Origin of the sequence: Hymenobacter sp. 5516J-16 (assembly GCF_022919335.1) — a bacterium.
Classification (GTDB): domain Bacteria; phylum Bacteroidota; class Bacteroidia; order Cytophagales; family Hymenobacteraceae; genus Hymenobacter; species Hymenobacter sublimis.
The window spans coordinates 3,771,384-3,784,026 of record NZ_CP095058.1 but is presented as its reverse complement, the minus strand read 5'-3'; the positions used below and the strand labels follow the sequence as shown (position 1 = coordinate 3,784,026).

The window sequence follows — 12,643 nt, the reverse complement described above, 5'->3', positions numbered from 1 at the left end:
TTGTCGAAGCATCTCTACCGCTTCGTTGATTTGTCTCACTTGACCCGTTAAAGCAATGGATGCGAAGCAATACAAGCAGCTGAAAAAACGCGGAGACGTTCTGGATTTTGCCACTCTGAATGCTACACGCAGAATCTTGGTGCAACGTGACCAAGCGCATCTTGCTGACCATATTACCCGCATTCTGTCAAACGACAAGATTGACAAACCCAGCTTGCACAACGCCCCACAGGAACGCTTTTCAGATTTCTATCGGGTCAGCCTAGCCGCTGAAGATATTGCGGCTATTGTTTCAATCCTGTTCGACTTCGAAGCCGAACAGGATTGATATTGATCCATCAGCAGCTGACTTAACTGACAAATGGAGTAACCTTAATGGGCTAACGAAGCGGTAGAGATGCTTCAACAAGCGGACGCCAGATCAAGCAGGACAACAAATATTTTTAATGAACACCCTTTCCACCTCCAACACCCCGATACCCCTAGCGCCGCCTCGGCCACGCCCCTGATTGGCGTGGTCATGGGCTCCAGCAGCGACTGGGACACCATGCAGCATGCCGTGCAGATTCTCACGCAATTTGGCGTGGCCCACGAAGCGCGTGTAGTGTCGGCCCACCGCATGCCCGACGACCTGTTTGCCTACGCCGAACAAGCCGGGCCGCGGGGCCTGCAGGCCATTATTGCCGGCGCGGGTGGGGCCGCCCACCTGCCGGGTATGCTGGCCGCCAAAACCACGGTGCCCGTGCTAGGCGTACCCGTGGCCAGCCGCCATTTGCAGGGGGTAGACTCGCTGCACAGCATCGTGCAAATGCCCAAAGGAATACCCGTGGCCACGTTTGCCATTGGCACTGCCGGGGCGGCCAATGCCGCGCTGTTTGCGGTAAGCCAGCTGGCCCTGCACGACGCGAACCTGGCGGCCAAGCTGCAGGCATTTCGCGCCGAACAAACCGAAGCCGCTCGCGCCATGACCTTGCCCATATGAACGCCGACAATCACGTTGCAGCTATGACCCCGATTTACCCGGGCAGTGTGGACGCCGCGGGCCAGCGGGCCACATTGGGAGTGCTAGGGGGCGGCCAGCTGGGTAGGATGTTTGTGCATGCCGCCCAGCGCCTGGGCTACTTCACCGCCGTGCTGGAACCCGACGCGCAAAGCCCAGCCGGGCTAGTGAGTCACCACCACATCCAGACCAACTACGATGACCCGACCGGGCTAGCGCAACTAGCTCAGCTTTGCCAGGCCATCACCACTGAGTTTGAGAACGTGCCGGCCCAGGCCCTGCAAACGTTGGCGCGGACCCGACCCGTGGCGCCGGGCGCGGCCGTAGTGGGCATTGCCCAAAACCGCATCGAGGAAAAAGCCCACTTCACCGCCTGCGCGGACGTGTCGGGAGTGAACTGCGCGCCTTATGCCGTGATTGAAACGCTGGCCCAGCTACAAGCCGTCCAGGCGGACCGGGCGGATTTGCTGCCCGGCATCCTGAAAACCGCGCGCATGGGCTACGATGGCAAGGGCCAGGTTCGCCTCAAGACCTCCGCTGAACTGGCCGCCGCCTGGGCGGAGTTGGGCGGCGTGGCCTGCGTGCTGGAAAAGATGCTGCCGCTCACCGCCGAGTGTTCGGTACTAGTGGCGCGCGGCTGGGACGGGCAAGTTGTCAGCTTCGCGCCCCAGCGCAACGTGCACGTCGATGGTATTTTGGCCGTTACCCACGCCTACGAAGAAAACATGCCGCCTGCCCTGGCCACTAGAGCCCGCGACGCGGCCGTTTCCATCGCGCACCATCTGGGCTACGTTGGCGTGCTGTGCGTCGAGTTTTTTGTGGTGGATGACGGCAGTGAGCACGGCGTGCTGGTGGTCAACGAAATGGCTCCGCGCCCGCACAACAGCGGCCACTATACCCTGGATGCCTGTGACGCGTCGCAGTTCGACCTGCAGGTCCATGCCATGGCGGGCTTGCCCTTGCCGCAGCCGCGCCAGCATTCCCCGGCCATCATGCTCAATCTACTCGGCGAGGTGTGGTTTGACGCCAGCGGGCAACTGCGTGAGCCGGACTGGCACGCCGTGCTAAGCCTGCCCGGAACGCACCTGCACCTGTACGGCAAGGTGCAGGCCCGCGCAGGCCGCAAGATGGGCCACCTGACCATCACTGGTCCAGATGTCGCCAGTGTCAAAACCGTAGCGCGCCGCGCCGCTGGTCTGCTTGGCTTGCCGGGGCTGGACGCCATTTAGATACTGTCGTCTGCACGTGACTGAGTTAGTCCAGCGCCGCGACGACAAGCGCCTGTGCTGCGCCGTGCAGTTGAGCCCGGTGAAGGCCGCACTACCTAAAACGGACATACACGAAGACATGTTACCGAATTTCGGCGGTGGAAGGGTGCCTCAGAATATGTGGCTTTTTAACCGCTTCTAGAGTCATTTGTGCCATATAAATTACCCAACCTGCATAAGGCTAGCTCGTGCTGGGCACTCTGCGAGGCACTGCTCTGCCCGACCCCGCGGAGTGCCTAACGGGCAGCAGCAAGATCATTCGGCAAGCAATAGGCAAACTATCCTTGTTCATCCGACCGGTGAACTGCTGCAACAGGCATTTCGCATGAAGCTTGAAGCTGGTTTCAGCCACTAACAGCAAAAAAAACCGGACTTACCACGATAAAACGTGCTAAGTCCGGTTTGGTGGGCCCAGATAGTGAAATATCGAACTATTGGCGCTAGGATTTAGAAGCTATAGCGGCCTTTAGCCGCCTCGTCAATCTTGACGATTTTACCATTTCGCAGCAGGAGGGCGTGGCGTAATGAAGTCGACTAACCCTTCTCCTACTGCGGCTACCAAGTCCCGCGCCCTCATCGTACCCGCTGATGTGCTGGCCCTGGAAGACATTACGCTGACGGCCAAACTTATCCTGGCTGAGGTCATCGACCTCTATAAAGTGAAGAAGCACGTCTTCGCCAGCGACGAACACTTCGCCGCCCGCCTCGGCATTGGCCTGCGCACCGTCGGCGACGCCATCAAGCAGCTCCACGAGCACGGCTTACTGGCCCGTACGGTTGACCCTAAGGCCCGCCACAAGCGCCAGCTCATACCTACCCTGTCCAGCAATTCCGATGCAAATCAGTCGGGAAAGTCCCTGCAGAATTCGCAGGCAAGCGAAGCGCAAGTGGCTGCGAATTCTGCTGCTAGTGCCCGCGAAATCCGCAATGACTCCCTGCGGAATCTGCAGGAAGTGCCTGCGAAATCTGCCGACATAAATACCAGGGTAAATTTCAAAGCAAATATCCAGCTAACCCCTATCGGGGGTGTGGCAGCCGAAGCTGCGGCGCACGCTCAAGATGGAGAAATCGGGAAAGAAGGTGATACTGCTTCGCCTCTGACGACTAGCCCTTCATCCCTCCTCGTTGCGGCCATCCCCCCTGCTTCCCGGTCACGGGCCGCCCGGGCCAAACCCAAGCCGATTCCACAGCACCCCTTCGCTGAGAGCCCCTATGCCGATGCTGATGCTTTCGTCGAAGCGCTACAAGGCACCGACTACGCCCACGCCGATCTGCACTATTACCACGAAGTCATCCGCACCTGGGCCGAAAGCAAGGATGCGCGCAACGCCAACTGGCTACCGATGATGTGCAATTGGATGTTGCGCGACGCCAAAGACCAAAAACTCAAAACTACTTCTTCCTCTTTTGCCTCTTCTTCCCATGCATACGCTTCAGCCTCTTCTTTCGCCAAACGTTCCCACCACCACGAATCACTCGCCGACGTCGGAGCAGCTGTTGATCAATACTTTGAAACAAAATACGGTCATTAGCATCGCCACCGGCCAGAGCCCGGCGCTGGCCCAGATGAAGCTGCTGCTCGTCGACATTCAATCCAGCCTCACCCCGGCCATAGCTCACCAGGCCCCCAAGCTATTTCAGCTGCGCAAAGCCGACCGCTTAGGTGAGAAGCTGCTACTTACGCTGGTCGTGTTTCTGCTCAAGACCTTTCAGGATTCGCTCAAGGTCAAGGACGGAATGGAAGCGGCCGACCTGATCGAAACAGCGGAAATGATCCTGCAGAAGTACTCGCACGACAGCCTCAAAGACGTGATGCTGGCCCTAAAGGAGGCGAAGTGGAGCGGCCACAACTTCTACAACGCGTTGTCCGGCCCCAAGGTCATGGAGGTGTTGGAGAAGTACTTTGACAGTAAAGCGCAACTACTCGAAATGGAACACCGCCAGCAAAAAGCACAACTGACTCCGAACCTGCTAGATAGCTTGCCAACAGAGCTGACCGCTAAGTTGCAGAGTACGGTAACCTCTTCAGTATCCAAGTTCGACGAAGAAGAATACCAGCGCCAGCGCGCCGCTTACTATGCCCAGCGTGTTGCCAAAGAAATACAAGCTGCGCAACTGGCAGCGGATTCTACGCCAGAGCCGCTGCAGCAGGACGCTGTTTAGTAATAACCTTTAAATAAAAGGCTGAACTCTTTTCGGACGGAATGCTACGCATCGTGGCCTGGGTATTGGATAAGCACACCTAGGCCACGATGTGTGGTATCCCTACCGACGGGTGCTACCACACGCGGCACAATGACCGAGTCGCAAAGGCAGCGAGTAGACCAGCATCATTGAATCCGTCAACTGCTCATTGCCGCAAAGTACACTATGCGCGTGCGCAAACTTATCCATCTAGTTACTCCCTATCCATGTACTGCATCCACTTGTAACTTACTATTGACGAGCTTAATCGGCGCATAGAAAAATATATCTAATTACCTAATATTTTACTAAATGTATAGTCCCAGGGAATGATGGTGTATTTTCCGGGCCGGAATTTCGCACAGCATTACGGGGCAAGTACTCCACGGCAGCGCCCGTACAACGCAGGCGACACGGCACGCTATCCAACACAACCAGGAAAGACTACAAAGCGTAGCCCGGCGCTACAGCATCAATCCGAAAACGGTGGCCAAGTGGCGCAAGCGTCCCACAAGCCAAGTCGCCTGGATGGGCCCTGAACCGGCTTCGACGGTGCTCACGGCCGAGCAGGAGGCCATTGCCGTAGCATTCCGCCGGTAGCCTGGACAGCCGGCGGACAATGGTGGCAAGCCCGTTTTCGCTCCGTGGCTCAGGCGCTTGTCAGCCAGCAACGTTGGTCCATACAAGAAGCCTATCAACACATTAGTCAGCACACTGCCTGTATGGAGATGTACCCCTATCACTCGCAGAGCTTCAAAGAGCCCAAGCCACTATTGGCTTCTAAACAACTCGCCTGCGATTACTTGCATGACGTGCTCGTGCCGCGGGCGCTAGCGGGAGAGGCATTGCTGGTTGCTACTCGGCAAGTAAAAGAGTGGCGACTGTCCGACAAGCAGCATGCAAATATCATCACGTATTCTGGGGGACAAACACGGGAGCACACGTAACGATGAACACCGCTGGAGGGGATGCCATCTTTCAACGATTACAAGCGCTTACACAGCGCTAAAATCATTAGGCCATAACAGTAGGGAGTGCCCTGCAATCCAGCGCAAAAAGCAGTTTACGCACTAGTAGGGCGGTCTAGTCGCAGCGGACACGGAGCTAAGGTCCGTGATTCAGCAGGTCGATTCAAACTGGCGGGGCGAGCGGTGACCGAAGGCGGAGTGACGTCGATCGAGGTCGAAGCAGGTGTCCAAGTTGCAAGCCTCTTCCAAGCTGGCAAAGGCCCCAATGTGGGGCAGCAGTCGGTTTTGAGCGTGCTCCAGCCGGCCTCGGCCTAGGCGTTGTTACAGAGGTTACCCGGCCGGGCGTGGCTGGCTGGCTGGCGCCACAGCGGCGTCGATGCGCTGGCGACAGGCCTGACTGGTGTAGTGACTGCCGCGGTCGGCGTGGACGATGAGTGCCGGCGCGAGCTGGCGCAGCGTCAGCGCCTATTCAAGGGCCGTAAGCACGAGTTCGGAGGGCATCTACGCCCAGGTGCCAGCCCACCACCGGGTGCAAGCGTCTCGCCAGGTGGCCAGTTAGCACCAGCGGTAGGTAAGTGATGTCGCCCACCCAAACATGATTCGGGGCCGTGGGGGCAGGTTGGCCCAGCGGCCGGCTCAGCGCCAACCGGTTCACCCGGTGGCTCTCGGTCTGAATCTCCGTCCGCAGACCACGGGTGCCATAGCGTCCGGCATGGCGCGTAAATACTTGCAGCGCAGCCGGATGCCAGGCGGGCACTAGGGGCGACCCGCCCGCCATTGGTAGCAGCCGCTGCGGCTGACTCCCAGCGCCTAGCATAGGTCACGCACGGCCCACGCACCGGTGTGGGCGTCGATGAACGCGTACTTGCTCGGGGCTGTGGCTACGCGGAGGTGGTTACCGCTTTTTTATAACATGCCGCTCGGCGCGCAGGCGTTTGATTTCCTCGCGCTTAGCGCTGCTAGACACGGATTGCTGCAACGCCGCACGCTGCCAGCGGCCCAGCAGCGCCAGGTAGATGCCCTGGGCACGGGCCACATCGGTTTGGCATAGACAGCGATTCCTCTGTGTCCGTTCCCGTTAGATCGCCTCACGCTGCTTGCGGTCTACAAACCTGCACATCTCGCCTAACTCCAATAACGGGACGGTCTAGCGAAATTTGCGCGGTTAGTGCGGACGACGAATTCGACGGTGCGCTAGGGTGGTGACTGGGACGGCGATGGGCGCACAGATCATGAGCGTAAGCCGGATCTGTCTCACTATGAAGTACCTTTCCTTCGCTCAAACAATTGAAAAGGTGCCAACCCTAAGTCCACATGCATGAAGGTTGTGACTAGAAGCTGATTCATTAAATTGTCACCTTAAAATTGTTTTCTGAAGCTACTTTAATCTAATAGCCATGCACGAATTACAGGCGCTGCTATCAGAGCTACAAATATTATTCAACAAGGCTAAGACTGTTGATGAGACGGATGTTTTCAACATTTTTCGCCTGCTACGGAAGGAGTCGGACGAGGTAAACTTGCATTCCCGATTTTTGGCGGAATTACTTGATCCACACGGGACCCATGGCTGTGGAAACACTTTTCTGAGGTTGTTCTTAGAGCAATGCGGTATAAAGCCGACCGAATTTCACATTGATACGGCGCGGATGCTTCGGGAGAGCAACCGAATTGATATACTGCTCCACACTAACCAAGAAGCAGTCATTATCGAGAACAAGATATGGGCGGGCGATCAAGACAAGCAACTGGAACGCTATGCTGATATAATCAGTGGGCGGCGGCTTCGCTATCGAATCCTATACCTAACTCCGCATGGGCACGAGCCTTCGCAGCAATCAGTGGGCAAGCTGGCCGACAGGGCTGACTTTAGAGAACTGATTACCTGCATCTCATATGCTGATCATATTCAACCCTGGATACAGGCCTGCATAAAGGAGGCTGCTCTCCATCTGCCGCTGCGCGAAACCTTAGTACAATACATCTCATTAATCAAAAGCATAACCGGTAACACGATGTCTGAAGCCGAGAAACAAAGCGTATTGGCCCTGATGAAGTCCGGGGACAACATTCTGAATGCACACGTGCTAGTAAGGAACTGGAACCATGTACGCTGGCACACGGAATGGGACTTTTGGGAGGATTTGGCTAAGGTGGTTGAGGCGGATGGCTATATTATCTCATCTGAGCGGCGTTATACCGACGAACTAATTAGTCGGGTGGTTCATTATAGCCGGAACCGCAATCCTTGGTACGGTATAGGGCTTCCACTACCAACATCAGAGTTTACTGGAGGGCCTCTCAAGCTGTTGATCGAGCGAGGAGACAGCCGGATGTATTACGGCATAGTCATTCCAGTAGCAGACGAAACAGTCAAAAAGCAAATCTATGATGCTGTGAAAAAGGCCACTGAACACCTGCACTGCGGGAGCAGCCCAGGCTGGCCGATTTGGGTACACACCCGCCGCAACATTGATTTTGAAGGCTTCCACCACGAGGACACCCTTCAGTTGGCAAATCCAGCTGTGCGGCAAGAAACCATTCGCGAGTTGTGGCAGGATGTACAGGCATTCTTGCAGCAACTCAATGAAGATTTTGCCCAAGCTGAGATTGTGCCTGCGGTCAGTACATAGGTTTACAGCTTAAGAACGGATAAAAGCCACTTGCGCTCTTTTAGTAGCTCAATAAAAAAGGCCGCCTAACAAAGGCGGCATTTCTTGTCGGAGACATGTGCACTATTAAACGTCAACAGGTTCTGTTGTTAAGGCTGCGTCGGGTACATCTTCATCGGCAAGGGCAGATTTAGGGCTGGCAGTTGCTAGGCTTTTGTAAGCTGCTTCCAAGGGTTTGCGGAACGCTTTTTCGAGCCGGGCCATAGCATCGGAGAGGAACTGTTGGATGACAGGCCACTGCTCTGACTCGAAGTAATTGAGGCCGTCGCGGCGATACTCAATCTTCACTGAAATGCGGTCGTCTTTGACGTCCCAATGTAGGGTATCACCAAAAGCCTGCTCAATCTGGTTGCGTTGAGCGAAGAGCTGCTCGTATAGGTAGACGTTTTCCCAGCGCTGGGGGCGAGATAGGTTGAGCAGCACTGAAGCGGAGCGGTAGGTGATGACGAATGAATACGGCACGGCTCGCACGCCTGAGCCGGCGGAAAGCCAATGGTCGCGAGTGGGATTGACGCCGGAAAACAGATCGGTCTTTTGGTTGATTAGCGGCAGGAGTTGCTGCCAAAAGTGGCGGCGTTGCTCGTGCCGGGATTGTTCGGCTGCTTTGGTCTGAGCCTCCTCCTGTGCCTTAGCGGCCATGCGGATGGTGTAGTCCTGGGTTTCGGGCAGCGGGATGATTTGCTCGACTTGCAGCAGCAACTGGTCACCGAGCTTGTAGAGAGTAACTTGGTGGCATTGCAGACGCACGTTGTAGTTGAGCAGCCATAGTACCGTGGAAGTTACCTCCTTACGGAAGTGAGCGGCGACCAGTAGGATGCGGATGCCGTTGGCTGCTTGGTTGAGTTGGCCTTCGAAGGAAGCGCCTTCGTAGAACTCGATGAGTTTCTCCTCCGCTTTCTCGCCGGGTTGGTAGCGGTCGAGGTACTGCTGAAACAGACGGATAATGTCCTGGGTACTGAGACTAGCGCAGTACGAAGCATACTTCAGGGCTTGCCAGGTAACGTTACGGCCGGAGTCGTCAAGCTTGTTTTCGATAACGACTAGGTTGAATTCCTTGTCGAGAGCCAGCAGGTCCAGGCGCTCGGCGGTACCGTCGAAACCGTCGAACTCCTTTTGAATGATAAGCAGCGGCTCGCCCAGAGCAGCGGGATTGGCTACTAGCCACTCTTGCAGGTCCGCACGCTCGGATAAGCCTTCGCTGCCGAAGGTGATTGGGGAAATGGACGCGAGGGACTTCTGCTGTTTGTCGACGAGGTACATAGTTGAGGCAACCGAAAATTATAAAATGACTGCAAGCAGTTTTCTTGCCTCTACCAAAGCGAAGTAGCTACGCCCGAGCCAAAGTAGAGCAAAACTGACGATGAAGTTTCTTGACTTCTTGGGTAATCTTCTTGACCAACTTCTGCCTGGACTCCGGGTCAGCCAGAAGCTGCATGTCAGGCAGGTCGAGAGGCAGGAAGGCAATCGGGCAGCTGGTGAGTTCCAGCTCAAGCAGTGTGTTTCCGTCTTGGATAACCTCAACATCATTAGCAGCAGCAAACTGCTCCAACTCGGTATGCGCAAACTTGCTACGACGAAATGAGCTAACCGATTTTATATGCCCTTGCTGAAAAAACGAGACGCTGAAGGATAAGCACCTGTTTAGTTCTATCCACAGTACCAGCTGCTTTTCGTCGCGCTCTTGGCGCAGTAATTCAATGGGAATGCCGTAGTCGCGGACTCGGCGGTTGCGGCGGTAGCAATCAGTGATTTTTTCGCGGGAATAGCGGTAATCTATGTCGGTGATGACCGTTAGCTTCGCCTGCTGTAACTGCTGCTCCAGCTCCTCCCAGAAGCATAGTTGTAGCTCAATCTTGGCTTGCACGAGGGCATCCTGAACGGCCTCAGCCTCGGCAAACATGTTGTGCTGAATCAGGTAGTGAGCCAGTTTTTCCGACAAGGTTTGTTGCACGTGCTGGTTGTGATAAGTCGTAAGCAGGTCCAGGTACTGCTTCAGCACTTGGTGTAAACGAGGGTTGGCCTGGGTGTGAGGCAAGCAGGTGTTAAGCCAAGTACGCACCTGTTCGTGGTAGGACCAAGTCAGTAGGCAAGCACCGTGGGGTCGTCTGCACGTCTGGGCGCCGCGGCCGTCCGGGGTCAGAAATATCAGCCAGGTATCGGAAGGTGCGTAGGCGTTGGGGTGCTCCCGCGCGGCTTCAAGATACCGGTCGAGTTGACGGTCACCCTCGGCAGCGTTGATTTTATTCTCAATCATTACCAACGCCGGGCGGTCTTTGATGCGACCGTGCAGCGCGATATCCCAACGGCCGTAGCGGTGGCTTTCCTCACTCGTCACATGCCACGTAACGGCCCCGTCAAATGGAACGCCTGCCTGACGCAGAAAGCAGCCTAAAAACAGATTACCGAGCCGGTGGTAACCCTCGGCATCGAGGAGGTCAGCCAGCAAGGCAGAGTGCTTAATCTCTTGTTCCTTGATGTTGAGGACTTCAAAAATGTTGTAGGCGTCCTCCTCAGTAGCCAGATACAGCGGATACGTGTCTCGGCAGAGCTTTTGGGCGTGACGGAGCAGGCGTTGAGTTGGGGATAGGGCCGGCATACCAGGCAGTAGTTACTAAAACGAGCTAACTGATGTTGCTTTGCGCTTCCTCCGCCGGCACCAATCGGAAACCAGTCAGGCGCAACAGGGCCGTAAGTAACAGAATCACCTCCTTAAGGGAATATCGTTCGGGCAGGTGATAGTAATTATGAGCAACGTTGTTGCGGAGGTTTCGCCCTAGTGGGGTGAAAACATACCGGAAGTAATAGGCTTCACTATCGTTGAGCAGGCTCTTGGCTGTGGCTAGGTCGAGCAGGTCGTCGAAGAATACCTCGCGCAAATCGTGGCGCTTGTGGGTGGCCAGCGTGTGGGCGCCCATGCGCTGAAGCACCTCGCGTAGCAGGCCTTCAATTTTCAACGTGAGCGAGTCAATGCAGAGCACAAAGCTGGCAGACTCGGGACCTTCGTGGATGAAGATGTGAAGCTGCGTGAAGAACTCGCGCAGGCTAGGATACAGCATGGGCTGCCAAGTGTAGCGAACTTCATTGCCACTAATGTCGTGCTCGGTTAAGGTTTGAGCGACCCAGCTGTGCGCATCGAGGTATTGACAGAATGCCTCGTAGGTAATCCGGCCGGCTTGGTACCCCTCAATGAACAACGGAATGAGGTATTGCAGGCGCAAGGACAAGCCAAGTGAATAAGAACGACGGATTCGCTGATGCAGGTCGATGCGCCGCCGGCGGGCTTCTTCGGTTTCGTTGTCGTCGCCTTTGTCGCGTAGGCTGATGTCGGCCCGGCTGGTATTCTTGTTGTCATCGATGTGCACCACGGAAATCATCGACATAAAGGACAACGGCTCTTGCTCGGCTTGGGACTTGATAGATGAGTAATCGGGCAAGGCATTGGCGTAATTTGCCAGGAAGTCGAAAATAGCCGACGGTTCACACTCCAGTAACGCGGTGGTGTGCCGTTTCACATCATCGAGCAGCAATTGGGTTTGCTCAGCCGTAAAGTCGATGCTGATGTTGCTTAGCTTCAGCTTAGGCTTAAATGCCTGGGCCTGTCGTAAGGCATCAGCTTCGGCGGTAGGGTTGCTGGCGAGCTGGTAAGCTTTGGCCGCCCGGGAATAGAACTCCATAACAATGAAGCTGGCATCGTCGTCGGCAAGTCGGTGGTTGGCCTCGCCTTCATAGGCTTGGCCGAGTAGTTGGTGCCACTCGCGAGGGTCGCGGTTTAAGCTCTGGGCATAGGGAGCGGCTTCTTTGCAGATGGATTCACAGGCGAAGTAATCAGCCGCGGCGTAGCACTCGGCGTACAGCTCGCGGGTACTGCGCAGGATGCGCTCTTGGTCGGCGGTTCTGAATAGCTTGGAGTACTCGGCTATTAGTCGTAACAGCGCCGGCCGGCTGTTGCGCTCGAATGGAATGGTACCGCTGTACCGTTCGAGTACGGCCGCCGCGGTGTCGGCTTCGCGGTGGCGAACGGTACTGGCCAATGCGCAAGCCTGATGTAAGAGGTCGAGGCAGTCGCGCCGGGCCTCGCGGGTACTAGCTGCGTGGGTTACCAGCACGCTTAGCAGGTGGTCGAGGGCGCTCTGGGCGTAGCGGATGTGCCTGAATGGCTTTGGAGCGTTCCACAAGAGCAAGGCGTATCGTGCTTGCAGATATGGATTGGTGCTGTGCTCTAAGCGTTGTTGGTAATAGCTAAAAGGCAGCGGCTCCAGCTCCTGCGGAAGCGCAGAGCCCCAGGTTTGTCCGACCTCGTCGGTATAGGAGCTTTCGCGTTGCACGGTACAGCCTTTGAACCAGACGCTCAAGCCGACCTTTTCGGCCTGCAGGTTGGGCAGCAGCTCGGCGGGGACAGTAGCTGTTTCAAGCACGGACAGCAGGTCCCGGTCGCGCATTCGCAGGTTCCAGTCTTCACAATTGTTGTCAAGAAAATGGGCCAGCTCGGTAAGCGTGGCAAAGTGCTGGGGTGCTTGGTAGGCATCAGACATGGTCACAAGCGAACTTCCA

The 12,643-nt window shown here is 56.1% G+C and carries 11 protein-coding genes and 1 pseudogene; 7 read left to right on the top strand and 5 right to left on the bottom strand.

The features are described from left to right. The first annotated feature begins 55 nt into the window (after positions 1-55). From MUN84_RS18765 to MUN84_RS18740, 6 genes and pseudogenes are all read left to right on the top strand, one after another. Positions 56-328 (top strand): hypothetical protein, encoded by a 273-nt coding sequence (locus tag MUN84_RS18765; protein ID WP_244695492.1) that lies wholly within the window; start codon positions 56-58, stop codon positions 326-328. Positions 329-520: 192 nt separating this feature from the next. Next, the gene (gene purE / locus MUN84_RS18760) at positions 521-982 is read left to right on the top strand and encodes a 5-(carboxyamino)imidazole ribonucleotide mutase (protein ID WP_244699046.1); all 462 of its coding nucleotides are present in this window, start codon (positions 521-523) and stop codon (positions 980-982) included. Then, positions 979-2,229: a 5-(carboxyamino)imidazole ribonucleotide synthase gene (locus MUN84_RS18755; RefSeq protein ID WP_244695491.1), complete on the top strand. Its 1,251-nt coding sequence runs from the start codon at positions 979-981 to the stop codon at positions 2,227-2,229. Before purE ends, MUN84_RS18755 begins: the two co-directional genes overlap by 4 nt. Before the next feature lie 629 nt (positions 2,230-2,858). After that, complete coding sequence (locus MUN84_RS18750) at positions 2,859-3,800, top strand: helix-turn-helix domain-containing protein (protein WP_244695490.1); 942 nt, start codon at positions 2,859-2,861, stop codon at positions 3,798-3,800. Then, positions 3,691-4,431 carry a hypothetical protein gene (locus tag MUN84_RS18745; protein WP_244699114.1) on the top strand — a complete coding sequence of 247 codons (741 nt, stop codon included), beginning with the start codon at positions 3,691-3,693 and terminating at the stop codon, positions 4,429-4,431. The genes MUN84_RS18750 and MUN84_RS18745 overlap by 110 nt, the downstream gene beginning before the upstream one ends. A gap of 387 nt (positions 4,432-4,818) precedes the next feature. Next, a pseudogene (locus tag MUN84_RS18740) lies at positions 4,819-5,049 on the top strand (IS481 family transposase); the annotation flags it as partial. A gap of 840 nt (positions 5,050-5,889) precedes the next feature. Here MUN84_RS18740 and MUN84_RS18735 read toward each other — a convergent pair. Both MUN84_RS18735 and MUN84_RS18730 read right to left on the bottom strand, forming a co-directional pair. Further along, complete coding sequence (locus MUN84_RS18735) at positions 5,890-6,198, bottom strand: hypothetical protein (protein ID WP_244695489.1); 309 nt, start codon at positions 6,196-6,198, stop codon at positions 5,890-5,892. Between the two features lie 117 nt (positions 6,199-6,315). After that, on the bottom strand, positions 6,316-6,456 hold the full coding sequence (locus MUN84_RS18730) for a hypothetical protein (protein ID WP_244695488.1): 141 nt from the start codon (positions 6,454-6,456) through the stop codon (positions 6,316-6,318). A gap of 361 nt (positions 6,457-6,817) precedes the next feature. On the opposite strand from MUN84_RS18730, the gene MUN84_RS18725 reads away from it, so the two are divergent. Beyond that, positions 6,818-8,053 (top strand): PD-(D/E)XK nuclease family protein, encoded by a 1,236-nt coding sequence (locus MUN84_RS18725; protein WP_244695487.1) that lies wholly within the window; start codon positions 6,818-6,820, stop codon positions 8,051-8,053. A gap of 105 nt (positions 8,054-8,158) precedes the next feature. Here MUN84_RS18725 and MUN84_RS18720 read toward each other — a convergent pair whose 3' ends face one another. The 3 genes from MUN84_RS18720 to MUN84_RS18710 form a co-directional block, all read right to left on the bottom strand. Then, a complete protein-coding gene (locus MUN84_RS18720; protein WP_244695486.1) occupies positions 8,159-9,352 on the bottom strand; it encodes a DUF4268 domain-containing protein in 1,194 nt (397 codons plus the stop codon). 67 nt (positions 9,353-9,419) lie between these two features. Then, positions 9,420-10,688, bottom strand: a complete 1,269-nt coding sequence (locus MUN84_RS18715; RefSeq protein ID WP_244695485.1) for a PD-(D/E)XK nuclease family protein — start codon at positions 10,686-10,688, stop codon at positions 9,420-9,422. Positions 10,689-10,713: 25 nt separating this feature from the next. Then, positions 10,714-12,624: a DUF4209 domain-containing protein gene (locus MUN84_RS18710; protein ID WP_244695484.1), complete on the bottom strand. Its 1,911-nt coding sequence runs from the start codon at positions 12,622-12,624 to the stop codon at positions 10,714-10,716. Between the last annotated feature and the right edge of the window lie 19 nt (positions 12,625-12,643).